Origin of the sequence: Leisingera caerulea DSM 24564 (assembly GCF_000473325.1) — a bacterium.
In the GTDB taxonomy this organism is placed as follows: domain Bacteria; phylum Pseudomonadota; class Alphaproteobacteria; order Rhodobacterales; family Rhodobacteraceae; genus Leisingera; species Leisingera caerulea.
In genome coordinates this window covers 1,293,607-1,315,855 of sequence record NZ_KI421513.1, presented here as the reverse complement: position 1 = coordinate 1,315,855, position 22,249 = coordinate 1,293,607, and the positions used below count along the sequence as shown (strand labels likewise).

The 22,249-nt window shown below is 63.4% G+C and carries 20 protein-coding genes; 7 read left to right on the top strand and 13 right to left on the bottom strand.

The window, feature by feature from the left end; translation table 11 throughout:
- Nucleotides 1-25 precede the first annotated feature (25 nt).
- From addA to regB, 7 genes are all read right to left on the bottom strand, one after another.
- The gene (gene addA, locus CAER_RS0113785; RefSeq protein WP_027235902.1) at nt 26-3,379 is read right to left on the bottom strand and encodes a double-strand break repair helicase AddA; all 3,354 of its coding nucleotides are present in this window, start codon (nt 3,377-3,379) and stop codon (nt 26-28) included.
- A complete protein-coding gene (gene addB / locus CAER_RS0113780) occupies nt 3,376-6,309 on the bottom strand; it encodes a double-strand break repair protein AddB (RefSeq protein ID WP_027235901.1) in 2,934 nt (977 codons plus the stop codon). Before addB ends, addA begins: the two co-directional genes overlap by 4 nt.
- A complete protein-coding gene (locus CAER_RS0113775) occupies nt 6,299-6,991 on the bottom strand; it encodes a nucleotidyltransferase family protein (RefSeq protein WP_245597364.1) in 693 nt (230 codons plus the stop codon). The genes addB and CAER_RS0113775 overlap by 11 nt, the downstream gene beginning before the upstream one ends.
- A complete protein-coding gene (locus tag CAER_RS0113770; RefSeq protein WP_027235899.1) occupies nt 6,991-7,989 on the bottom strand; it encodes an aminoglycoside phosphotransferase family protein in 999 nt (332 codons plus the stop codon). The genes CAER_RS0113775 and CAER_RS0113770 overlap by 1 nt, the downstream gene beginning before the upstream one ends.
- Nucleotides 7,986-8,462 (bottom strand): tRNA (adenosine(37)-N6)-threonylcarbamoyltransferase complex ATPase subunit type 1 TsaE, encoded by a 477-nt coding sequence (tsaE, locus tag CAER_RS0113765; protein WP_027235898.1) that lies wholly within the window; start codon nt 8,460-8,462, stop codon nt 7,986-7,988. The genes CAER_RS0113770 and tsaE overlap by 4 nt, the downstream gene beginning before the upstream one ends.
- 49 nt (nt 8,463-8,511) lie before the next feature.
- Nucleotides 8,512-10,059, bottom strand: a complete 1,548-nt coding sequence (locus CAER_RS0113760; RefSeq protein ID WP_027235897.1) for a PAS-domain containing protein — start codon at nt 10,057-10,059, stop codon at nt 8,512-8,514.
- An 88-nt stretch (nt 10,060-10,147) separates the two neighbouring features.
- Nucleotides 10,148-11,542: a sensor histidine kinase RegB gene (gene regB, locus CAER_RS0113755; RefSeq protein ID WP_027235896.1), complete on the bottom strand. Its 1,395-nt coding sequence runs from the start codon at nt 11,540-11,542 to the stop codon at nt 10,148-10,150.
- A 116-nt stretch (nt 11,543-11,658) separates the two neighbouring features.
- Here regB and CAER_RS0113750 point away from each other — a divergent pair, with 116 nt between their 5' ends.
- Both CAER_RS0113750 and CAER_RS0113745 read left to right on the top strand, forming a co-directional pair.
- Nucleotides 11,659-12,279: an SCO family protein gene (locus tag CAER_RS0113750; protein ID WP_027235895.1), complete on the top strand. Its 621-nt coding sequence runs from the start codon at nt 11,659-11,661 to the stop codon at nt 12,277-12,279.
- 78 nt (nt 12,280-12,357) lie between these two features.
- Nucleotides 12,358-12,912, top strand: a complete 555-nt coding sequence (locus CAER_RS0113745) for an ActR/PrrA/RegA family redox response regulator transcription factor (protein WP_027235894.1) — start codon at nt 12,358-12,360, stop codon at nt 12,910-12,912.
- A gap of 3 nt (nt 12,913-12,915) precedes the next feature.
- Here the strand turns inward: CAER_RS0113745 and CAER_RS0113740 are convergent, their stop codons facing one another.
- The gene (locus tag CAER_RS0113740) at nt 12,916-13,512 is read right to left on the bottom strand and encodes an HD domain-containing protein (protein WP_027235893.1); all 597 of its coding nucleotides are present in this window, start codon (nt 13,510-13,512) and stop codon (nt 12,916-12,918) included.
- 237 nt (nt 13,513-13,749) lie between these two features.
- Between CAER_RS0113740 and CAER_RS0113735 the strand changes: the two genes are divergently transcribed.
- The 3 genes from CAER_RS0113735 to CAER_RS0113725 all read left to right on the top strand — a co-directional run bounded on the left by CAER_RS0113735 (nt 13,750) and on the right by CAER_RS0113725 (nt 16,540).
- The gene (locus tag CAER_RS0113735) at nt 13,750-14,064 is read left to right on the top strand and encodes a hypothetical protein (RefSeq protein WP_027235892.1); all 315 of its coding nucleotides are present in this window, start codon (nt 13,750-13,752) and stop codon (nt 14,062-14,064) included.
- Between the two features lie 153 nt (nt 14,065-14,217).
- Nucleotides 14,218-15,606, top strand: a complete 1,389-nt coding sequence (gene ahcY / locus CAER_RS0113730) for an adenosylhomocysteinase (RefSeq protein ID WP_027235891.1) — start codon at nt 14,218-14,220, stop codon at nt 15,604-15,606.
- A gap of 223 nt (nt 15,607-15,829) precedes the next feature.
- Nucleotides 15,830-16,540 carry a PRC-barrel domain-containing protein gene (locus tag CAER_RS0113725; protein ID WP_036797308.1) on the top strand — a complete coding sequence of 237 codons (711 nt, stop codon included), beginning with the start codon at nt 15,830-15,832 and terminating at the stop codon, nt 16,538-16,540.
- A gap of 328 nt (nt 16,541-16,868) precedes the next feature.
- On the opposite strand, the gene CAER_RS0113720 is transcribed toward CAER_RS0113725, so the two are convergent.
- The 5 genes from CAER_RS0113720 to tsaD are packed head-to-tail and all read right to left on the bottom strand — an operon-like array spanning nt 16,869 to nt 20,063.
- Nucleotides 16,869-17,264, bottom strand: coding sequence for a DUF1761 domain-containing protein (locus CAER_RS0113720; protein WP_027235889.1), 396 nt, complete (start codon nt 17,262-17,264; stop codon nt 16,869-16,871).
- Nucleotides 17,265-17,310: 46 nt separating this feature from the next.
- Complete coding sequence (locus CAER_RS0113715; RefSeq protein WP_027235888.1) at nt 17,311-17,733, bottom strand: EVE domain-containing protein; 423 nt, start codon at nt 17,731-17,733, stop codon at nt 17,311-17,313.
- Nucleotides 17,733-18,005: a YciI family protein gene (locus CAER_RS0113710; RefSeq protein ID WP_019295350.1), complete on the bottom strand. Its 273-nt coding sequence runs from the start codon at nt 18,003-18,005 to the stop codon at nt 17,733-17,735. The genes CAER_RS0113715 and CAER_RS0113710 overlap by 1 nt, the downstream gene beginning before the upstream one ends.
- Before the next feature lies 1 nt (nt 18,006).
- Complete coding sequence (locus CAER_RS0113705) at nt 18,007-18,969, bottom strand: NAD(P)H-dependent glycerol-3-phosphate dehydrogenase (RefSeq protein ID WP_027235887.1); 963 nt, start codon at nt 18,967-18,969, stop codon at nt 18,007-18,009.
- Nucleotides 18,966-20,063, bottom strand: a complete 1,098-nt coding sequence (gene tsaD, locus CAER_RS0113700) for a tRNA (adenosine(37)-N6)-threonylcarbamoyltransferase complex transferase subunit TsaD (protein ID WP_027235886.1) — start codon at nt 20,061-20,063, stop codon at nt 18,966-18,968. The genes CAER_RS0113705 and tsaD overlap by 4 nt, the downstream gene beginning before the upstream one ends.
- Nucleotides 20,064-20,137: 74 nt before the next feature.
- On the opposite strand from tsaD, the gene CAER_RS0113695 reads away from it, so the two are divergent.
- Together CAER_RS0113695 and CAER_RS30355 are read left to right on the top strand one after the other, a co-directional pair.
- Nucleotides 20,138-20,863, top strand: coding sequence for a uroporphyrinogen-III synthase (locus tag CAER_RS0113695; RefSeq protein WP_027235885.1), 726 nt, complete (start codon nt 20,138-20,140; stop codon nt 20,861-20,863).
- A gap of 51 nt (nt 20,864-20,914) precedes the next feature.
- Nucleotides 20,915-22,249 (top strand): COG4223 family protein, encoded by a 1,335-nt coding sequence (locus CAER_RS30355; protein ID WP_027235884.1) that lies wholly within the window; start codon nt 20,915-20,917, stop codon nt 22,247-22,249.

Here is a 22,249-nt window from a genome sequence, read left to right as displayed (position 1 = left end):
AACCTAGGTACGGCTTAACCGATCGTCAAGGTTCCAACTGCCGCTTCAATGCCGCAGTCACAAGGTCGTGCGGCAGCGGCATCAGGGTTGCAGTCCGGGTCCAGAGCAGTGCGGTCTCAACGGTTCGGCCCGGATAGATCAGAGCCAGCGCATGGGCATAGGCCCCCATCTGCCGCAGCAGGCCCTCGGGGCATTGTTCAGGCGCTGCCGGCACGGTGGCATTGGATTTGAAATCCACCGCCAGGACATTTTCCGGGGTAATGATCAGCCGGTCGATGACGCCATGCAGGCGGGCGCCGTTCAGGTCAGCGGTGACAGCGACCTCGGCCAGCGTATCCGGGTTAAACACATCTGCCAGGGCAGCATTGTTCAGAACCGCGGAGGCCTCGGTCAGCAGTTCCGCACAGTCGCCGGCTCCTTGCAGCAGGTTCTGTGCCAGTTTCGGCCAGTCTGCTTCCGCTCGTCCCGGCAGATGCTCCAAAAGCAGGTGCAGCCGGCTGCCGCGGGCCTTGGCGGCCTCCTCATCTAGCCCTTGATCGCCGGGCAAGGCCTTGGCTCCGCCCAAGTCGGATGGGCTGAGCGCCTGGGCCGGCGCTGCATAAGGTGTGGCCGGGCGCGTGAAGACTTCGGGCAACGTGTGTTTTTCAGCTTCATGAATGGTCGGCGCGACCAGCGGCAGGCCGTCCCAATCACCATGCTGCAGCCGGAGGCCGGTGCCACCTTCCGCGTCGAATTCCACTGCGCCGCCGTCGCGCATGGCGCGTTCCGTAAGCCGGTACCAGCTGTCGCCCTGCTCGCCCACCTCGCCGGCAGCAGCGACAATCAGCCATTTTTCCGCCCGGGTCAGAGCCACATACAACAGGCGCAGCCGTTCATTCTGCAGTTTCTCCTGTGCGGCTTCGCGGGCCGCCAGCATTGCATTTGGCATTTGATCCTTGGCCAGTTTCCAGACCGGTGTGCCATCAGCCAGCATGATTTCCGCATCCCGCGGTGCCTGCCGTTTCGCGGTGTCCGGCAGGATCACGATCGGCGCCTCCAGCCCCTTGGAGCCATGCACCGACATCACCCGGATCATGTCTCCCGCCGCCCCCATCTGGCGCTTAATCTCAAGGTCATCGGTTTGCATCCAGACCAGGAAACCTGTGAGGCTGGGCACATCGGTGCGCTCATAGGCCAGCGCCTGAGACAGCAGCGCGTTGATGCCGTCCTCAGCCTCCGGCCCCAGCCGGCCCAGCAGTTTCTGACGGCCGCCGTGGCGGGTCAGAATGCGTTCGATCAGGTCATAGGGGCGCAGAAAATCGGCATTGGCGCGCAGGTCATTCAGCACCGCCATTGTTTCAGGGAACTCCCCTGCCCGCTCGCGCAGCGCCGGCCACAGGTACATCGCCTCCCGCCGGTGCGCGAGGTCGAACAACGCCTGCTCCGTCCAGCCAAACAGCGGTGATTTCAGAGCCTCGGCCAGCGATAGAGAGTCTTCCGGCAACGCTAGGAACCGCAGCAGCGCGGCAATGTCCTTGACCGCCAGTTCGGCCCCTACCTTGAGCCGGTCGGCGCCGGCGATGGGCAGTTCGACCTTCTTGCAGGCGCGGATGATCTCCGAGAACAGGTCAGAGCGGCGCTGCACCAGGATCAGGAAATCGCCAGCCTGCACCGGTCGGCGCTGGAAGGTGCCGCGTTCAGGGCCGTCTTCGGGGATCGTGACGCCAGAGTCGATCATCTGCTTGATTGAGCGCGCGATGCGCTCGGCCAGGATCACCGTGTGGTGACGGCTACTGGGACGGTCGACCGGGCTGGTCCAGTCGGGGTCCTCGTCATCCTCGACCTTGCCGACGACCGGCCACAGGTCCACCCGGCCCGGCAGGTCGGATTTGAAGGCGCGGTGCAGCGCCTCCTTGCGGAAACCTGCGCGGGGACTGTCGCGAAACACCAGGTCCACGAGTTTCAGGATAGCGGCGGACGAGCGGAAAGAAAAATTGAGCGAGGCATCCTGCAACCCTGCCCCGGTTTCCGCCAGCCGGTTGCCGAACTCCTGCTGCATCCGGTCGAATGCGTCCGGGTCGGCGCCCTGGAAAGAATAGATCGACTGTTTCTTGTCGCCGACCACAAAGATCGTGCGCTCCACGTCCGAGCGCGCACCCTCGCCGGCAGTGAATTCCTGTGCCAGCTTCTCGATCACGTCCCATTGAACCGGGCTGGTGTCCTGCGCCTCGTCCACCAGGATGTGGTCGATGCCGCCGTCCAGACGGTACAGCACCCAGGCGGCAACACCCGGATCGTTCAGCAGCTGGCGCGCCTTCAGTATCAGGTCGTCAAAGTCGAGCCAGCCGCGCAGCTGCTTGCGGCGCTCATATTCCGGCAGGAAGGCCGCGGCAAAGCGGTGCAGACAGTGGCTCTTGCGCGCTGCTGTCAGTGCCAGGCGTTTCGCCCTGGCATCCTCGACCCGCCGCATTAGCGGTTCCAGCTGATCCATCAGGGACAGATGGGATTCGCGCAGCTTCTTGGTCGGGAACTTGTCGATTTTTGCGGTGAAAGGCTCCTTGGCGCTGGCGCCAGTCAGAAACACGCTTTCCAATGTGCCTAAGTCCGCAAGCGCGGGCTTGGTGATGCCAGCCAGCTTTGCCGCGGCCTTCTGGTCGGTCGAACCGCCCTGCCCCAGCATCTCGCGGGTGCGCTGCAGCAGCTCTTCCTCGCCGCCGAGGAACACCAGTGCCTCTAGCGCGGTCTCGTCAAATCCCTCAGGCAGCCCGAACAGCTCCAGCAGTCCGTTCCAGTCCAGCGGCTCGCCGAAATCAGCGCGGCGTTGGCAAATGGCGGCGGTGAGCGTCTCAAAATCACTATCGCTTACATGGCGCGCCAGGGCATCGACCAGCGGCGCCTCGCCCCCTTGGGCAAAGTCCTCCATGATCTCCGCCCGCAGCAGTTGGCCCGCGCGGTCGTCCATCTCGGAGAATTGCGGGCTGACGCCGGCCTCCAGCGGAAACCTTCGCAGAAGCGAGGAACAGAACGAATGGATGGTCTGGATCTTCAGTCCGCCCGGTGTCTCGATAGCGCGGGCAAACAGGGTGCGCGCTTGGGCCAGATCCTCGGCTGCTGTGCTGACCTCCCCCAGCTCGGTCAGTGCAGCGATCAGCGCGGGATCGCCCAGCATCGCCCATTCCCCCAGCCGTTTGAACAGCCGGTTCTGCATCTCGCTGGCGGCGGCCTTGGTGTAGGTGAGGCACAGGATGTGCTGCGGCTGCACGCCTTTCAGCAACAGCCGCGCCACCCTGTCCGTCAGCACCTTCGTCTTCCCCGAGCCTGCATTTGCCGCCAGCCAGGTAGAGGCGTCGGGGCGCGCGGCGCGGAATTGCGCCTCAGAGGCGGCGTCGCGGATAGTCATGCCAGATCCTCCTGCTGAGGTGTGGCGCTGCGGTCCCATTCGCCGTAGCGTGCGAGGTGGTCATAGTCGCCGGCGATGTCGTCGCGGTGCACCATGCGCCGGCTGGAATAGCCTTGATCAGGCTCGAAGTAGGCTCCGATCAGCGTGCGCAGCTCATCCCAGATTTTGGCGGGCGGCTCGTCCTCCAGCGGTGCGCGCACTTCGCTCAACTTGCTGCCCAATCCTATGAACATAGCGCGCGCCACTTCCGCCGCGCCGAGGTCGTCAAAGGCGCCTTCTTCGGCCATGGCAGCCTCGATCAGCAGCTGTTTTTCAAACTTCTTCTGCTGCGTCTCGCTGGGCGGCGTGCCCGTTTTATAGTCGTAGAGATGCAGAAAGCCGCGGTCGTCCATGTCGATCCGGTCGGCGCGGCAGGCGATGGTGAAGTCCAGCGGATCCAGCCGGGCGCTGCCCTTGGCTTCGAAAGCAACTGGTTTGGCTCGGGCCTGGCGCTCTTGCTCGGCCAGGACGAAGTCGCCGGCAATCTTGCGGATGCGGCTGTGCCACAGGATGCGGGCGACTGGCCAAGGCACGTGGATTTCCAGCAACTCGCGGGTTTTTCCGATCAGATGACTGGTGGTCAGCAGCGAAGGGTCTGCTTGGGCTTCCTTGATGAAATGCTCAAAAACCTCATGCACCACGATCCCGCGCAGCAGGGCGTCGGGTTCCTGCACCAGCGGGTTAAGCGGTTTGAGCCGCAGGACATGTTTGGCGTAGATCGCATAAGGATCGCGGATCAGACGCGGAATTTCGGTGATCGTCAGCCGCCGCGGGCGGGCCGCCACCGGCGGGCACGGGGACGGGCGGGGGTATTGCGGAAGCGGCGTCGGTTCCTCCAGCGCTTCCGCCCAGCCGAGCCACTGGCGGCCTTTGGCCCGCATCGTTTCCAGGGACGCACGGCCGCCCTGGTCCGGCAGGCCGGACAGCAGGTTGGTCAGCCGGTTCAGCCAGCGCGAGGGTACGGTGTCGGCTTCTTCCGAGCGTTCGGCGCGGGTCAGCCAGACCTCTGGCGCGGCGATGGCCTGCTGAAAATCATGCGCCGACAGGCCGATGCGCCGTTCGGGCAGCAGAAGCCCCGCCTGATTGCGCAGCTGGCGGTTCAGCCAGGGGTCGGGACTGGCGGCTTCGGGCCAGCTGCCTTCGTTCAGGCCGCCAAGGATCACCAGATCGGCTCCTTGCACACGCGCTTCCAATGTGCCCCAGATCATGATCGATCCGTAAGGCGCATCGCGGTCGCGCACCTCACCCTGGCTCAGCAGCGCGCCCAGCAAGTCAGCGAAGTCGCGGGCGGACATTTCACCGCCATACGGTGCCTCAGCTTCCAGATTTTCGATGCAGGCAAGGGCGGCCTGGCCGGCCTTCTTGTGCCACAGGGTGCCAGCGCCCTCGGCCTGGCTGCCGGCGGCAATGCGTTCGGCCAGACCGCGCAGCCGCTCCACCCAATCCGTCAGGGGCAGGGTGCCGGCGATCTCCTGATCCGCAAAACAAGCTGACAGCCATGCGGTCCAGCCGGGCGTCAGGTCACGGCCGTTTTCAAAACCGGCAAAGGCCGCGGCATCCGGGAAGGGCGGGCCATTGCGGCGCAGGGACAGCTCCAGCTCGCGCGTCTGGCGCAGATGGTCGCCGCGATCCGCGCCGTCATGGGTAAGCGGGTGTTTCAGCAAGGTCAGCAGGCTGTCGCAGGCCAGCGGTTTGCAGAACAGCCCCGCCACATGGCGCAGGAACCGGCCCGGCGGCGACAGCTGCAAGGGCTGGCCGGCCGAGTCATCGGGCAGGATGTCCCAGCGGTCGAGCGCGGCAGAAACCTGGCGGGTCAGCATCCGGTCCGGGGTGATCAGCGCCGCGGTCTGCCCGTCCTCTGCCGCCTGCCGTAGCCGCAGCGCGATGGCCAGCGCCTCGGCGCGGGGGCTGGGGGCCTCGACAAGGGTGAGGTTTTCGGTGGCCCTGTCCAAACCGGTCAGCAGCGGGCCTTCGTTCATCCAGGCATCGGTGACCGGGGCAGGGCGCAACGCCAGCGAGACCAGCCGGTTGCGCTCGGGCGAGACCGGCGGGGTGTCTGTCCAGGGCTGCACGTCGCCCGGTGACAGCTCCAGATCCTTCATCAGCTTGTGGAACCGGTACTGCGGGTGATCCTCCGAGATCAGCGGATCATCCAGCCCGCTCCAGACATGCTCCGGCTGATCAAAGTCGAAGCCGGGCAGCACCACAGCCCCTTGCGGCAGCCGCGCGATGGCCTGCATCAGCATCAGCGTCGTGCCGCGCGAGCCGGTGGAGCCGGCCAGGATCACCGGATGCTGCGGCGGGCTGTCTTGCCATTGTTCGATCAAGTTCAGCACCACCTGGCGCTGCCGGGCCTGAGCATCCATCGCGCCCTCATGCAGGCCGGTGAATTCATCCGCGATTCCGATAAAGGCCTGCGCGCGGGCCCAATGGCCCGACATGTCAGACACATCCAGCGTGCGGATCGTATCGGTGCTGACGCCTTCGCCCTGCATCTCGTCAATCAGCGCAGCCAGGCTGTCGGACAGATCATAGAGCGAGGCGCGGGAGGCGAGGTCGGGCTGGGCGTCCAGCAGTTTCGCAATCAGCTGCGACAGTTCCAGCCGGCGCCGCAAAGGGGGCAGGGCCGGCGGCAGGCCGTCCAGCGTGGCGCGCTGGGCCAGATCGGTCAGCAGCAGCATCCGCGGCAGCAGCATGGCTGGGCCTGCGTCAAACAGGCTGCGCACCCGGCGCGCCATGCGGGAGGTGTTGACGATCAGTTCGGCCCGCGCCAGTGCCTCCGGCGGCAGGTCCTGGCTGCGGCTGCGCAAGCCCTCGACCAGCGCTCGCGGGAAATCGGCGCCGCAGGGCACGGCAAACAGGCGCGGTTTGGTGGATGGTTCAAACATCATCTGCGGCTATCAGATCCTCGGCCAGTGTGATCCCTTCGGGGTGGCCCACATCGCACCAGCGGCCGGGATATTCCAGCGCAAACAGCCGGCCGTCTGCCGCCATCTGGTTCCAGAGAACGTTCAGGGAGAAAACCCTGTCTTCAACCTGATGCAGACCCTCCGTTTTCAGGATCTGAACCCCGCCATAGACCAGATCGCCGCCGCGGCGTATGCGCCCCTCGGCATCTGCCGAGAAATCACCGCCGCCGGTGCGGCCAACGGCACGGTTCAGCGGCACGCAGACCAGCAGCGCATCCATGCGCTTTGGATCCCAGGCATCCTGCGCCATCTGCAGCGGGTTCGGGCCCTTCCAGATGGCGTCGGTGTTCATGGTGAAGACCGGGCTGTCCCCAAGAAGCGGCAAGGCTTTTCGCAGCCCGCCGCCGGTGTCGAGAATGTCTGGTGTCTCATGGCTAAGAAGCACCTTTTCAGGCTCTAACAAGGCCTTCAAAGGCTCTGGCTTGTAGTGCAGGTTAGCCGCTATGCGTGCTGGGCCTGCTTCGCGCACAAGCTCCAGCGCATGGGCGATCAGCGGCCGGCCCGCCACCTCGATCATTGGTTTTGGCTTGTCGCGCGTCAGCTCCCGCATGCGGGTGCCAAAACCTGCGGCAAACAGCATGACGGCATCGGGGGAGCGCTGCATCAGGGCCTCAGCTTATCCAGGTTTTCCGGGGTCGGGGCCGGCAGGTTCTCGCGCAGCAGGTCTCCGATCGGGGCCAGCGCAGGGTGTTCCAGCCCGTGCATGAAATGGTCCCAAACCCGCGGGATCAGGTCCACGTAATGGGGTTTTCCGTAATCCATGCTGAGCCGGGCGAAGACGCCGAGAATACGCATATTCCGCTGCACGCCGAGCACAGTATAGGCGGTGCGGAAGCCGGTTTCATCTGCGCCAGAGGCTGCGATATAGCGGTCGATCATCTGCATTTCGATGCCGGCGGGCACGTCGCGGCGGGCATCCTGCAGCAGCGACACCAGATCATAGGCTGGATGGCCTGCGCGGGCGTCCTGGAAATCCAAGAGGCCGACGCGGGCAACGCCCTCGCGGTCTGGCAGCCAAAGAAGGTTTTCGGCGTGATAATCGCGCTGCACCAGCACCGGGTCGCCCTTGACGGTCCCGCGCAGGATGTCTTCGAACAGATCCTCGAACCGGGCCTGCAGATCCGGATCCTGGCTGCCGAGGATACCGGCACGGTATTTCGACAGCGCCAGCCCGGACATCTCCGCCATGATCCGCGGGCCGTACGGCTCCAGATCCGGCATCGGCGCCTGGTGCAGCGCCGCCAGCGCATCGGTTGCCGCTTCGTACAGCTCCATTTCCAGCGCTGGTTCCCGCAGGATGACCCGGGCATAGAGATCGTCGCCCAGATCCTCCAGTAGCAGAAAGCCGTGTTCAATATCCTGAGCCAGGATCTCCGGAGCGCTAAGGCCCTGGTCCCGCAGATACCCGGCAACGTGGATGAACGGGCGGACGTCCTCGCCCTTTTCCGGCGGTGCGTCCATCAGCACCACTGTCTTGCCATCGGCACCTGTCAGCCGCTCATAACGGCGGTTGGAGGCGTCGTCGGCCAGCGGGCCGCGCTGCCAGGCGGCATACGGCGTTGCGGACAGGAAAGTTTCGCAAAGGGTTTTGCGGTCAGTCATGCGCAGATGCGCTCCATCAGGGGCTGCCATTTCGGATCGCTCCAGCGGAGCGTCAGATGGCGGCGGTCTTCGTGTTCGGGGTCCAGCACCAGCGTCAGATGCAGGGCATGAGCAGGCGTCAGTTCGGCCAGCCGGTCCGGCCATTCTACCAGGCAGATCGCGGAGTCGAACGCTTCGGTCAGGCCCAGCTCCTCCAGTTCGTCCAGCGAGGACAACCGGTAGAGGTCAGTGTGCCACAGCTCGCCGGCGGGCACGTCATAGGTCTGTACCAATGTGAAAGTGGGGGAGGGCACGTCCTCGGGCACTTCCATCAGCGATTGGATCAGGTGGCGGGCGAAATGGGTCTTGCCGGCGCCGATCACACCCTCCAGCAGCAGACAATCGCCGGGGCGCAGGGCCCCGGCGATTTGAGCGGCCAAGCGGGCCGTGTCATCCGGTGAGTTCAGCGTGCAGGCCGCAGTATGGGTGGTCATGGCGGTACAATGCCGCCGCAGCCGGACTGCTGCAAGCCGGTTTCCCTGCTCAGCCCTGGGTGATCGCGGGGAAGCGTTCCTGGCATGCCGGCAGGGCAGCGGTTTCCGGCGTGCGGAAGCTGACCATAGTGGCGCCATTCTGGATTGCGGAGACCTTGCAGATCAGCGGGGTGCCATCGCGCAGCTGGACGCGCGACCACCAGGCCTCACGTCCGTCGCAGCCGGCGACAAAGTCGCGGATCTCTCCCCAGACGGGGGTCGGGGCGCTGGTGTTCTGCCATACCCGGCTGGCATCCATGATCGACACTTTGGCAAAGCTCGCCTCCGGGTCCATCTGCCACAGGCTGCCATAGGCGGTGTTGGAGAAAGTCATTGTGCCGTCGCTGGCAAAGACCGCGATGGCCTCGTCCATCTGGTCCAGGATCGACTGCCCCATTTCCAGCTCTGAGCGGAACTGGCGGGTGAGAGTCACTTCGGCGGTGATATCCTCGAACAGAAAGGCGATAGCACCATCCGGGTGCGGGCGGCCGGATACCTTGTAGACTGAGCCCGACGGCAGCGACCAGGTTTCCTGGTACCGGCCTTCAGCGGCAGCTTCCAGCAGGTCTGCCATCTGGTGGCGCCAGCTGGAATAGCTCTTGGGCTCCGGCATCATCCGCTGATCGCGCAGCCGGTCGAAGAAGGTGAGCAGGTTGGGCCGCGAGCTGAGGAAGTTCGCGGGCAGGGCGGTGAGGTCGATCAGCACCGGGTTGAACAGCACCAGCTGGCGGTTGCGGTCGAAAATCGCCAGGCCGATCGACAGCTGGGCAAAGGTCTTGGCCAGTGTCTGCACAAAATTGCGCTGGGCCACTTCGGCATCGACCACAGCGTTCACGTCGACCGCATGGCACAGCCAGCCGGCCTCGGTCTCGGTGGTCGAGACGTTATACCACAGCTTTTTCTTGCTTTCCGGCAGCGGGATGGAGATCCGCTCCGGCTTGCCGCTGGTCATTGGATCATGCAGGTCGGTAAACAGGGGATCGGAAAAATCCGCATTCCGGCCGCGGATCTTCTGGCTCAGGTTGTCGTAGGCGAGGTTGGACCAAGTGACATTGCCCTCTTCCGATTGCAGCCAGACCGGGTAGGGCGCCTGGTGGACCGCGGCGCGCAGGGTGGTCAGCTCCTGATCCAGGGATTTGTTCTGCTCTTCCAGGGTGCTGCGGCGCAGCTGCACCCGGGTCACCCCGTCAATCCATTCGCAATGCGCTTCGCGGCTTTCGGCGGCGGCAGTGCCGGACAGAACCAGCGGGCCGACGTCTTTGAGGAAACCCGGCGATTGCGGCAGGCCCGGGTAGCTGCGGGCAAGCTGGTCGCGCAGCATGCTCCAGTCGAAGTTCTCTGCCTGGTCGCCAATGAATTTCCGCGCGCCCGAAGACCAGCCGATCAGGCTGTTGTCGTCAAACAGGAACACAGCATCGGTGCGGCCATCGGCGGCCAGCAGGTCGTGCCCCATGCCGCGGCGGCGGGGTGTGGGCGACAGCCACCAGACCGCTGCGGCAGCCGTTGCAGCGCACAGCGCCGCCAGTACAAACCATTCGATCGAAGCGAAGTCCTGCATCTCGTCCTGCCCGTTCAGCTCTCGTTTACCCGCATGGTTCCCCAATAATGGTTAAATGAAGTTTAATTGGTTGCCCAAAAGTGAATAGTTAAATTTCTAAAGGGATATTTTTCCCGATAACAGGGCCGCCGTCCTCCATGGCGTCGATTTTTTCACGCGGCCAGGCGACCTCGACAATGGCGCCGCGCCGGTCGCGGTAGGGGCTGAGGGTCTGGAACGGGTCTGAGCCGTTGGCGAATCTCAGCTGGGCGCCGGTGCGCTGCAGCAGCGTTTTGGCAATGAAGAGGCCCAGCCCCATGCCTTCGTATTCCGGTCTTTGCTTCAATTCGCTCTCACCGCGGCGGCGGCGCACGAAGGGATCGCCGATACGTCCCAGCAAATGCGGCGGGAAGCCCTGGCCGTCGTCACAGATCCGCAGGATGATCCGGTCGCCGTTCCAGGCGGCATCAATCCAGACTGTGGATTGGGCAAAATCGACGGCGTTCTGGACCAGATTGCGCAGCCCGTGGATGATCTCGGGCTTGCGCAGCACAGTTGGCTGCTGGAAATCGCCGCCTTCCAGCGGTTCCTCATGATAGATGACGGTCTTGCCCCGGTTCATATGCGGCTCCGCGGCTTCGGTCACCAGGGTCGAGAACGGCGCTTGGCGCAAATGCAGATCGTCTTTGCCGGCCCGTCCCATGCTGCGCAGGATGTCGCGGCAGCGGTCGGCCTGCTCGCGGATCAGCGCAGCATCCTCGCGCAGGTCGGGGCGGTCGTCCAGCTCCTCGATCAGCTCGGCGCTGGCAAGCTTGATGGTGGCCAGGGGCGTGCCCAGCTCATGCGCGGCGGCAGCGACCACGCCGCCCAGGTCAGTCAGCTTCTGCTCGCGCGACAGGGCCAGCTGGGTGGCGCTCAGCGCGTCCGACATCGAGCGCATCTCGTTGCTGACGCGAAAAGAATAGGCGCCGATGAACAGGATGGCGATGACGATGGCGATCCAGTTGCCGAAGATGAAAACATCCGGGATGCGAAGGATGAAGCCTTGCTCAGTGCGCAGCGGCAGGTGGAATTCCGCCATCAGAGTGACCAGAATGATCGCCGTGGCACCGATAATCAGGGTGGAGCGCAGCCCCATCACCGCAGCAGAGATGGTCACCGGCCCCAGCACCAGCAGCGCAAAGGGGTTGTTCAGCCCGCCAGTCAGATACAATAGGAACGCCAGCTGCAGCAGGTCGAACAGCACCATCAGGAAATTCTCGAATTCTGTCAGGCGCTTGTTCTCGGGGAAGGCAAAGATGGCGATCAGGTTGCCCGCCGCCGAGATACCGATGGCGAGGTAGCACAGGCCCAGCTCCAGCTGCAGGTTGAAGCGGTGCTGTGCCACCGCAATGGCGGTGATCTGCCCGGCTATTGCCACCCAGCGCAGCAGAATCAAGGTCCGCAGCCGGATCCAGTGGCTGTGTTCATGGCTGCTCGCCAGCCTGAAGATGCGATCGCTCATATGGTCTGCTGCTCCCGCAGATGTGACGCCGTGCGCCAGTTGCATCGGCTGTATTTCTTGATAGGTCTGGCGCCGCAAACGATCAACAACCCTTCCCTGACGAAAAGTGTGATCTCATGACCCGCGTTTATGCTCTGCTTGCTGCCGCTTTTGTTGCTGCCCTGGTGGGCGGCGCCTGGTTCCTGACGCGCGGAGGCAGCGGGGGTGACAAATTCGCACAGTGCCGCAGTAGCCAGATCGCCGGCGGCACCGATACCATTGGCGGGGCGTTTGAATTGGTCAACGCCAAGGGCGAGACAGTCACCGACAAGGACGTGATCACCGAGCCGTCGATCGTTTATTTCGGCTACACCTTCTGTCCCGACGTCTGCCCGATGGACTCAGCCCGCAACGCCGATGCCGTGGACGTGCTGGCCGAGCGCGGCATCAGCGTGACCCCTGTGTTCATTTCCATCGACCCGGACCGCGATACCCCTGAAGCGGTTGGCGATTTTGCCGCGAACCTGCATGAGAAGATGATCGGGCTGACCGGCTCGCTGGAGCAGGTCAAGGCCGCCAGCAAAGCCTACAAGACCTATTTCAAGAAGAACGACGGCGATGAGGACTACTACCTGGTCGACCATTCCACCTTCTCTTATCTGGTGCTGCCAGAAGAGGGTTTCGTGGAATTCTTCCGCCGCGACGAAACCGCAGAGCAGATGGCCGACAAGGCCGCCTGTTTCATTGAAAAAATCTGAAGCAGGATAGCTGTTTGACCTTTCCCCTTGCCCGGACATATTCTTGCGTGAACTGAAATACTTCGCGGAGGACCGGGCATGGCCGAAACTGCTCTGCAGGACATTGGACCCGACAAATCGCTGCTGCTGGTCGATGATGACGAGCCGTTCCTGCGGCGTCTGGCCAAGGCAATGGAGAAACGCGGCTTCGAGGTGGAAACCGCGGGCTCTGTCGCTGCTGGCAGCGCCATCGCCACCGCCCGCCCGCCGGCCTATGCCGTGGTGGATCTGCGGCTGGAAGACGGCAATGGCTTGGATGTTGTCGAGGTGCTGCGCGAAAAACGCCCGGACAGCCGTGTGGTGGTGCTGACCGGCTATGGCGCCATCGCCACGGCGGTGGCCGCGGTCAAGATCGGCGCGACGGACTATCTGTCCAAGCCGGCTGATGCCACCGACATCATGAATGCGCTGTTGGCCACCGAGGATGAGCTGCCGCCGCCGCCGGATAATCCTATGAGCGCGGACCGCGTGCGCTGGGAGCACATCCAGCGGATCTATGAGCTGTGCGACCGCAATGTCTCAGAGACCGCCCGGCGCCTGAACATGCACCGCCGCACGCTGCAGCGGATCCTGGCCAAGCGCAGCCCGCGCTGAGCCTTACAGCTGCTCCATCAATTCCGCATGGCGGTGCAGAAACGCCATGCGGGTTTCCACCGGCGGCCGCAGCACGATATGCAGGCCGTCCACGGTTTCCGATTTAGGGCGTCCGAAAAAGCGGCTGGCCTCCTGCTCCGAAAACCCTGCGATCTGCACCGCCTCCATCCAAGCGCTGACCCTGTCGGCGCGCTTGATCTGCGCCTTCACCGTCTTTGGAAGGGCTGCGGGCAGACCGAACCGCAGATGAATGGCGGCCGTCAGCCGCTGGTCCAAATCGCCATACCCCGGACCCACCGCGGCTTTGACCGGGGAAATCATGTCTCCAATCACATATTCCGGCGCATCGTGCAGCAGCGCCGCCAGCCGCCATTTGACCGGAGCCTTGGGGTGCATCCGGGCAAAGATGTCCTCGACCAGCAGCGAATGTTCCGCCACCGAATAGGCAAAATCCCCGCGCGTCTGACCGTTCCAGCGCGCCACAAAGGCCAGCCCGTGAGCGATATCCTCGATCTCTATGTCCACCGGGGTCGGGTCCAGCAGATCCAGCCGGCGGCCGGAGAGCATGCGCTGCCAGGCGCGGACGGTTTTAGCGGGCATGGGGTGTGTCCTGTCGCTGCGATCCCCCATTGATTACCGCCTGAACAGGGTGCGGGCAATGCTGTGGGATGTCTCGTGTTCACGGTCCGGACACGGGTGAAAACCGACTGTTTATAAGCTGTGAATTTGAAACTGCCGCGTTAAGACCCAATATTATATAGGTATAAGGGGCTCCGCCCCCTCTGCGCGGCAAACCCCTTTTTGTGACGTGACTCACATAACGGAAAGGAGTTTGTCATGTTCAAACGTCTGCTTGGTGTTTCTTTGCTTTTCGGCATGGCCGCGACCGCGCCGCCTGCGCTGGCCGCCAGCTGCGGCGACCGCGAGGTGATGACCGAGAAGCTGGCAAGCGGTTATTCCGAACGGCTGACCGCCGGCGGTTTGCAGAAAGGCCGGACCGAGGCCACTGTGATCGAGGTCTGGGCGTCGGATGAAACCGGGACTTTCACCGTTCTGGTGACACATGCAAACGGGATCAGCTGCGTTGTCGCAACCGGATCCTCGTTCTTCCACATTGCGGAAAAAGCGCCGGACCCGGGCACGCCAAGCTGATACAGCCAGCGTGACAGGCTATCCCCCCTACAGCCTGACCGACCACAAAAAGCCAGAGCCTTCGGCTCCGGTTGCGGGTATCTTCGTTGAATATCAACACATGCAGTGTTAGGCCCTGCAGCAAGTGTACACGTAACCGGAATGGAGCAGACTATGGCCGGGGATTATATCGTCAAAGACATCGCGCTGGCCGGCTTTGGCCGCAAAGAGCTGGATATCGCCGAAACAGAAATGCCGGGCCTGATGGCCCTGCGCGAGGAGTACGGCGAAAGCCAGCCGCTGAAAGGCGCGCGCATCGTCGGCTCGCTGCACATGACCATTCAAACTGCGGTTCTGATCGAAACCCTGGTGGCGCTGGGCGCGGACGTGCGCTGGGCGTCGTGCAACATCTTCTCGACCCAGGATCACGCCGCCGCGGCAATTGCAGAAGCCGGCATCCCGGTTTTTGCGATCAAAGGCCAGACGCTGGAAGAGCATTGGGATTACTTGGATAAATCCTTTATGTTCCCTGAGGGCGCCAACCTGATCCTCGACGACGGCGGCGATGCCACCCTCTATGTGCTGCTGGGCGCACGTGCCGAAGCAGGCGAGGACATCATGCCGGTGCCGCAGTCCGAAGAGGAAGCGGTCATCAAGGCTCAGATCAAAAAACGCATGGAAGCCTCCCCGGGCTGGTTCACCAAGACCCGCGACGCGATCCTGGGCGTGTCCGAGGAAACCACCACTGGCGTCCATCGCCTGTATGATCTGCAGAAGAACGGCCAGCTGCCGTTCCCGGCTATCAACGTCAACGACTCGGTCACCAAGTCGAAGTTCGACAACAAATACGGCTGCAAGGAATCGCTGGTAGACGGCATCCGCCGCGCCACCGACACCATGATGGCCGGCAAGGTCGCCGTGGTCTGCGGCTATGGCGACGTTGGCAAAGGCTCCGCCGCATCCCTGCGCGGCGCCGGCGCCCGTGTGAAAGTCACCGAAGCCGACCCGATCTGCGCCCTGCAGGCTGCAATGGACGGTTTTGAGGTGGTGCTGCTGGAGGATGTCGTGTCCTCCGCCGATATCTTCATCACCACCACCGGCAACAAGGACGTGATCCGCATCGAGCACATGCGCGAGATGAAGGACATGGCAATCGTCGGCAACATTGGCCATTTCGACAATGAGATCCAGGTCGCCAGCCTGAAGAACCACAAATGGACCAACATCAAGGACCAGGTGGACATGATCGAGATGCCCTCCGGCAACCGGATTATCCTGTTGTCCGAAGGCCGCCTGTTGAACCTTGGCAACGCCACCGGCCACCCGTCCTTTGTGATGTCGGCCTCCTTCACCAACCAAGTGCTGGCTCAGATTGAGCTGTGGACACGTGGCGACAACTACGAAAACCAGGTCTATATCCTGCCCAAGCACCTGGACGAGAAGGTCGCCCGCCTGCACCTGGGCCGCATCGGCGTCAAGCTGACCCAGCTGAGCGCCGAGCAGGCCGCCTATATCGGCGTCAAGCCGGAAGGCCCGTTCAAGCCGGAGCACTACCGCTACTAATTGTGCTGATCGCAACGCACTGACAGGCCCCGCCATTTGGCGGGGCTTTTTTATTGCCGCGCTGCCGGTGGGGCGGTTCAGCCTCCAGGAGAAGAACTGAAAAGGGCAGATAGAACAAATGCATGTAGTCTAAATAATTCTGTTCCCATTTTCGTGATGGAACGGTTTAGGAGGATGCCGCGTTGACCCAGCATCAACAACTTAAGGCTGAGGATTTATTGTTATGAAGATCGAAATGAAATCGAACGTCCGTATGCTGGTAACCGCTGCTGCCGCCGCGCTGATGGCTGGCACCGGGTACGCGGCAAGCAGCGATGCTTCCGCAGGTGCGGAAGCGCAGATCATCCTTGCCGCCAACGAAGACGAATCTGCTGGAGCATCTGCCGGCGCGGACCGTTCGCGCACTTTTGGTAACGAGGGCGAAGGCACCGTTCTGGAAGAAGTCGGCGATGCGGAAACCGTCACCGAAACAAATGACAGTGATCCTGCCGGCGCTTCCGCGGGCGTGGACCGGTCGCGGACGCGTGACGGCGAAGAAGGCACTGAGCCAGTTGCGGGCACAAACATCAGCGAGACCGCAGAAACGACCAATTCTCCCTCGCTTCCTAATACTGAGGGCGCGATGGACATCCGTGCCATGACCGTTGGCGATCTGGTCGGGAAAAACGTTCTGAGCGCCTCCAATGCTGACGTTGGCGAAATCGACTATGTGATCGTTCACGACAACAAGTTGTCCGGCGTTGTCGGTGTCGGCGGCTTCCTGGGTATGGGCGAACACTCGGTTGCGATCCCGCTGACAGACTTCGAGGTTACAAAAAACGGCCAGCTGCGGCTGACCGCTCAGTCCGAAGCACAGCTGAAGGCGATGCCGGAAATTGACGAGAACGCAATTGAGCCGGTAAAGAGCGAAGTCATCCTCGGCGACTACATGTAAGTCTCCTTATCAGCGACTACATGTAAGTCTCTTTAAAGGGGCGTCTCATTCAGAGGCGCCCCTTCGCGCAGCGAGGGGCAGTTGCTATGGAGCCTCATTTTGCTGACATCACACTTTAGGTTGAAACTGAAAACCTCCGTTCGCTGGAGCATTTCATTTAGCTCACATTGTCCGGGTTATTGCTTTGCGGAATCGCACCACCGGCCGCTATACAGGAGTCACCGGCTAGGATGGCCAGGAACCAGATTTTCATACGCGTGTGGTGGATTGGAGCACGCGGGGTGGAAGGGAAGGTCCTGCTTGTCCGCGGGTCCTTCCCTTTTTTGTTTCAGAACATGGTCAGAACCAGACCGGCCGCCGCGCAGGCCAGCGTGGCGTAACCGCCGTCAATCAGCGTCAGCTTCACCGGCCGCATCCCGTACATGTTGTTCAGGGCAATCCAGGGGCTGATGAAAAACAGGCCGATGCCTGCGCCGCCAATCAGCCCGGCGCCCAGGGATTCGATCCCGGACAGGCTGAATACATGCCGCATCATGCCCGCAACAATCAGCTGCAGGACAATCGCCATGGCAAAGATCATCGGGCTTTGACCGCCTTTCGGCTTGCCAGTCTCGTCGCATTCCACGCCAGAGGCTTCGACCCAAGGCTGGGCCAGGGCACCGTAATAGGCCGCTCCCAGCACAAACGCTGCCGCTGCTGCCGCAATCACACTCAGAAATTCCATAATGCTTCCCTCAATGGTTTCAGCCGCTTGAGAGCAGAGTGGCAGATCAGCCTGGATCTGTCTCCCCCAGCGCGCAGACGGCGGCCCATTCCGCTTCGCTCACCGGCTGCACCGAAAGGCGGGAGTTTTTCACCAGCACCATCTCTTCCAGGCGCGGGTCGGCTTTGATCTGGTCCAGGCTCACCGGTTTGGCAAAGGGGCGCACCGCTTTGATGTCGACGCATTCCCACCGATCGTCCTCGGTAGTGCTGTCCGGATGCGCCTCTGCGCAGACCTCGACGATTCCAACCACGGATTTCTCTTTCTGCGAGTGATAGAAAAACCCGCGGTCGCCAATGTTCATTTCGCGCATGAAGTTGCGCGCCTGGTAGTTGCGCACGCCGTCCCATTCCTCACCCGTTTCGCCTTTGGAGACCTGGTCGTCCCAGCTCCAGGTGGAGGGTTCGGATTTGAACAGCCAGTAGCGCATCAGCCGATAACTTTCTTCCAGGTGATCAGTTCGACAGCTTCAAAGAGGCCGGCCTTGTTATACGGGTCGTTGGCCGCCCAGGCCTCGCCTGCTGCCATGTCTTCGACGTCCAGAATAACCAGAGAGCCGGCCATATTGCCATCCTGATCCAGCAGCGGGCCCGCCTGCGCCACGGCGCCGGTGTCGTTGATATAGGCCAGATGGGCGTCGCGGTTGTCCAGACGGGTCTGCAAATGGCCGGGTTTGTCGCGGGCGATCAATGCGATGAGCATTTTATTCCTCTTTTAACGGTCTTTTAAGTAATTGAGCCGCCGCCTCGGAAATGGTCAAGCGCTGATCGAGCAAATTGGTTACCGTCTGCGTGATCGGCATATCCAGCTGCATCTTTTGGGCTTGTTCTGCCACCGCATGCGCCGTTGCGGCGCCTTCGACCGTGATGCTGGAATCAAAGGTTTCGCCGCGCCCGATCGACAGGCCCAGCCGGTAGTTGCGTGACAGGTCGGATGTGCAGGTCAGCGCCAGATCGCCAAATCCTGACAGCCCGGCCATCGTTTCGGCCTTGGCGCCGCAGGCCAGCGCCATGCGCTGCATCTCGGCATACCCGCGGGTCATCAGCGCGGCGCGGGCGCTGTCGCCCAGCCCCGCGCCGATCACCGCACCGCAGGCAATCGCCATCACGTTCTTCAGCGCCCCGCCCAGCTCGGCGCCGATTGTGTCGGTGGTACGGTAGAGACGCAGGTTGGCGGTGGTCAGCTGCTCCTGCAGCGCTTTGCCCAAGTCCGCGTCGCCGCAGGCCAGCGTCAGCGCAGTTGGCAAGCCGCAGGCGATATCCGCGGCAAAACTCGGCCCAGTCAGCAGCGCAGCATTAGACTCTGGCAGGACCTCCTGCATCACCGCCACCGGACCCAGTCCGGAATGCAGCTCAATGCCCTTGCAGCAGGCGACCAGGGTCTTTCCTGTCAGATGTGCCTTGTGCTCTTCCAAGACACTGCGCAGCTTTTGCATGGGTACAGCCAGCAGCAGAGCCTCAGAGGTGCAGGCCTGCGCCGCATCCGCAGTGGCTGTGAGGGTTTCGGGCAGATCAACACCGGGCAGGCGGGCCTCATTCCGGCGGCTGTCCTGCATTGCCTTGGCGTGGTCCGCACTGCGCGCCCACAGTGTCACCGGCCCGTTGCCGGCCAGCGAGATCGCCAGCGCAGTGCCAAAGGCGCCGGAACCCAGAACCGAAACGCTCATGCCTTGGCTCCCTTGCGGCCCGATCCGATCAGTGCCGGGCTGCTTTGGTCCAGGGGCCAGCGGGGGCGGGCGGTGAGGTCCAGACTATCGCGGGCACCGGTTTTGAACCGTTCCAGCCCGGCATAGGCAATCATCGCGGCATTGTCGGTGCACAGGCGCAGCGGCGGCGCGGTAAAGGCAGCACCGGACTCCGTGCAAACAGTCTCTAACGCGGCACGAATGGCGGTATTCGCCGCGACACCGCCGGCGACGGCGACGGTTGGCGCCGCGGGCTGTTCTTCCAGATACAGACGGATGGCACGGCGGGTCTTCTCCGCTAGGGTGTCCACAACGGCGGCCTGAAACCCGGCACACAGGTCGGCCCGGTCCTGGCGGGTCAGGCCGCCCTTCTCTGCCGCGATTTGATCGCGCATCCGCATCAGTGCGGTCTTCAGACCGGAAAACGACAAGTTGCAATCCGGCCGGTCCAGCAAGGGACGCGGGAAGCGGAACCGCTTGGGATCACCGGTTGCGGCTTCGGCCTGCACAGACGGGCCGCCGGGCTGCGGCAGGCCCAGCAGGCGGGCGGTCTTGTCAAAGGCCTCGCCGGGGGCGTCGTCGATGGTGCCGCCCAGACGGGTGAAATCCTCCGTCCCGCGCACCAGCAGGTACTGGCAATGCCCGCCGGAGACCAGCAGCATCAGGTAGGGATAGGCAATTCCGTCGGTCAGCCGCGGGGTCAGCGCATGACCCGCCAAATGGTTGACACCAATCAGCGGCAGGCCCGTCGCAGCGGCAATCCCCTTGGCACACATCACGCCCGACATCACCCCGCCGATCAGCCCCGGGCCGGCGGTCACGGCAACGGCATCCATATCCTTCAGGGTCAGTCCGGCCTCTGCCAGCGCATCGCGCACGCAGATGTCCAATTTCTCGGCGTGGGCGCGCGCCGCGATCTCCGGCACCACGCCGCCAAAGGCGCTGTGCAGCTCAGTCTGGCCGAAGACGACCGACGACAGAACCTCGGGCTGTGCGCCCTCTGCCTGCCGCACCACCGCGGCAGCAGTGTCGTCGCAGCTGCTTTCCAGCCCCAGAATTGTCAGGGTCTCTGTCATTGCCTTACCGTTGCATCGAATTGCCGCCGGGGCTACCACCTATGAGGCTTGCAAACAATCCCGGGAGCCCCGCGATGGTGCCTTTGCTGATGACACGCCCGCTGGCAGCGGCAGAGCGGTTTGTGGCCGGTCTGCCCGAAGCGGCGCGCGCCGGGCTGCAGGTGATCTATGCGCCGCTGATGGAGATCCGGCCGGCGCAGGCACCGGTCAGTCTGGACGGTGTGAAAGGGGTGATCTTCACCTCTGCCAACGGGGTCGAGGCCGCTTCACGTGAAACCGCCGCGCGCCTGACCGCCTATTGTGTGGGGGAGCGCACGGCCCAAGCCGCGGCTGAGGCCGGCTGGCAGGCGTCCTGCCTGGGCCGTTGCGCTGAGGAACTGGTTCAGGCGTTGCTCAGCCAGCGCCCCGAGGTGCCGCTGCTGCATCTGCGCGGCGCCCATGCACGGGGCGACATTTCCGGGCGGCTTACCAGCGAGGGCATCCCCTGCCAGGAGCAAACCCTGTATGATCAGGTGCTTCTGCCGCTGACCCAAGAGGCCAAGTCGTTGCTTGCTGCGCAAACTGATGTGATTGTGCCGCTTTTCTCTCCCAGAACTGCGCGTCATTTTGCCAATCTGTGCGGGGATGCCGCGCATTTGCATCTGATTGCCCTCAGTCCAGCGGTGGCGGAGCCGCTGAAAGGCTTGAATTGCAAGACGTTGCGGGTCAGTAAGACTCTGGACGCTGCGGCATTGGCAACTGCTGTCCTTGATGCCGCAGCGCAGCTGTCGCAGCTTGAGGGGAACAGGCGTGCGGAGTAGTGTCCAGCGTGTTCGCAAGAATGTATTTTAGGAATCGAGGGGGAGGCCGGCGTGGCTGATAAGAAAACTCCGGAAGACGTGACTGAGCCTGGCCCCGGTGAAATCAAGCCGGTTGACGAGACCACGGAAGCGCCCGAACAGGATGTGACCGGGGATCAGGCGGAAGAGGCGGTTGACACGCCTGAGGATACAGACTCCCCGCTTTCCGAGACCGAGACCGAGACCGAGACCGAGACCGAGACCGAGACCGAGACCGAGACCGAGACCGAGACCGAGACCGAGACCGAGTTTGTGTCTCCCTTTGACAGGGAAACAACGCAGGACGGCACGCCGGCTGAGACCGCGGAACCTGCCACCGCGGCGGCACAACCCCGTGAAATCGAGCGGGTGGTCGAAAAGCGCGGCGGCTTTGGCGCAGCCCTCCTGGGTGGCGTGGTGGCGGCGGGGATTGGCTTTGTGGCCGGACAGGCTGGCTGGCTCGACTCTGTCCTGCCGCCGTCGCTGCAGAGAAGCAGCGCGGATCTGACGGCGCTGGAAACCAGCCAATCGGAGATGCAAGCGGCGCTTGCCGCGCTGAAGCAGCAGGTTGAGGAGAACCGCGCACCGGACCTTGCTCCGCTCGCCGAACGCACAAACACCCTGGCAGCAGATATCGAGGCGCTGAAACAGGCGCAAACAGTTCAGGCCCCGGATGAGGCGCTGCGCACGGATCTGGACGCCTTGGCCGAACGTGTGTCCGCTTTGGAAACCCGCCCGCTGGAAGGCGCATCGCCCGAAGCGGTTGCTGCGTTTGAGGCGGAACTGGGCAAGCTGCAGGACAGCCTAGCGGCACAGCGTGCGGAGATTGATCAGAAGCTGGCCGAGGCCGAAGAAATGGAAACCGCCAGCGCCGAAGCTGCCCGCATCGCCAGCGCCCAGACCCAGCTGGCGCAGCTGCGGTCCGCCCTGGACAGCGGCAACAGCTATGCCTCCAACGTGGAGCAGCTTGAACTCCTGAGCGTTGAGGTTCCGGAAACGCTCTCCGGACCGGCGGAAACCGGTGTGGCCACGCTGACCGCCCTGCGCGATGGTTTTGCCCCGGCTGCCCGCGAGGCGCTGGCCGCAGCCCGCGAAGAGGCAAAGGGCAGCGGCAGCCTGCTGGATTATGTGAACCGCCACCTTGGCGCCCGCTCAGTTGCACCGCGCGACGGCGATGATCCGGATGCCATCCTGTCCCGGGCTGAGGCCGCCGTGGCCGCTGGCCGGATTGAGGAGGCGCTGGCCGAACTCTCCGCGCTGCCGGAAACAGCCCGCGCTGCCCTGACCGGCTGGGAAGCGGCGGCAAACGCGCGGGTGGCAGCGGTGAACGCTGCCGCTGATCTGGCCCAAAGCCTGCAAGCCAAATAA

What these genes read in the sequence shown, in the direction of transcription:
- CAER_RS0113710 (WP_019295350.1), bottom strand. Translation starts at nt 18,005, where the DNA reads ATGCTCATCGCATTGATCGCCCGCGACAAACCCGGCCATTTGCAGACC.
- CAER_RS0113705 (WP_027235887.1), bottom strand. Translation starts at nt 18,969, where the DNA reads ATGAGCGTTTCGGTTCTGGGTTCCGGCGCCTTTGGCACTGCGCTGGCG.
- CAER_RS0113760 (WP_027235897.1), bottom strand. Translation starts at nt 10,059, where the DNA reads ATGCAGGACTTCGCTTCGATCGAATGGTTTGTACTGGCGGCGCTGTGC.
- CAER_RS0113715 (WP_027235888.1), bottom strand. Translation starts at nt 17,733, where the DNA reads ATGCGCTACTGGCTGTTCAAATCCGAACCCTCCACCTGGAGCTGGGAC.
- CAER_RS0113775 (WP_245597364.1), bottom strand. Translation starts at nt 6,991, where the DNA reads ATGCAGCGCTCCCCCGATGCCGTCATGCTGTTTGCCGCAGGTTTTGGC.
- CAER_RS0113740 (WP_027235893.1), bottom strand. Translation starts at nt 13,512, where the DNA reads ATGCCCGCTAAAACCGTCCGCGCCTGGCAGCGCATGCTCTCCGGCCGC.
- CAER_RS0113720 (WP_027235889.1), bottom strand. Translation starts at nt 17,264, where the DNA reads ATGGAATTTCTGAGTGTGATTGCGGCAGCAGCGGCAGCGTTTGTGCTG.
- CAER_RS0113750 (WP_027235895.1), top strand. Translation starts at nt 11,659, where the DNA reads ATGACCCGCGTTTATGCTCTGCTTGCTGCCGCTTTTGTTGCTGCCCTG.
- regB (WP_027235896.1), bottom strand. Translation starts at nt 11,542, where the DNA reads ATGAGCGATCGCATCTTCAGGCTGGCGAGCAGCCATGAACACAGCCAC.
- tsaE (WP_027235898.1), bottom strand. Translation starts at nt 8,462, where the DNA reads ATGACCACCCATACTGCGGCCTGCACGCTGAACTCACCGGATGACACG.
- addB (WP_027235901.1), bottom strand. Translation starts at nt 6,309, where the DNA reads ATGATGTTTGAACCATCCACCAAACCGCGCCTGTTTGCCGTGCCCTGC.
- CAER_RS0113735 (WP_027235892.1), top strand. Translation starts at nt 13,750, where the DNA reads ATGTTCAAACGTCTGCTTGGTGTTTCTTTGCTTTTCGGCATGGCCGCG.
- ahcY (WP_027235891.1), top strand. Translation starts at nt 14,218, where the DNA reads ATGGCCGGGGATTATATCGTCAAAGACATCGCGCTGGCCGGCTTTGGC.
- CAER_RS0113770 (WP_027235899.1), bottom strand. Translation starts at nt 7,989, where the DNA reads ATGACTGACCGCAAAACCCTTTGCGAAACTTTCCTGTCCGCAACGCCG.
- CAER_RS0113745 (WP_027235894.1), top strand. Translation starts at nt 12,358, where the DNA reads ATGGCCGAAACTGCTCTGCAGGACATTGGACCCGACAAATCGCTGCTG.
- CAER_RS0113725 (WP_036797308.1), top strand. Translation starts at nt 15,830, where the DNA reads ATGAAGATCGAAATGAAATCGAACGTCCGTATGCTGGTAACCGCTGCT.
- CAER_RS0113695 (WP_027235885.1), top strand. Translation starts at nt 20,138, where the DNA reads ATGGTGCCTTTGCTGATGACACGCCCGCTGGCAGCGGCAGAGCGGTTT.
- addA (WP_027235902.1), bottom strand. Translation starts at nt 3,379, where the DNA reads ATGACTATCCGCGACGCCGCCTCTGAGGCGCAATTCCGCGCCGCGCGC.
- tsaD (WP_027235886.1), bottom strand. Translation starts at nt 20,063, where the DNA reads ATGACAGAGACCCTGACAATTCTGGGGCTGGAAAGCAGCTGCGACGAC.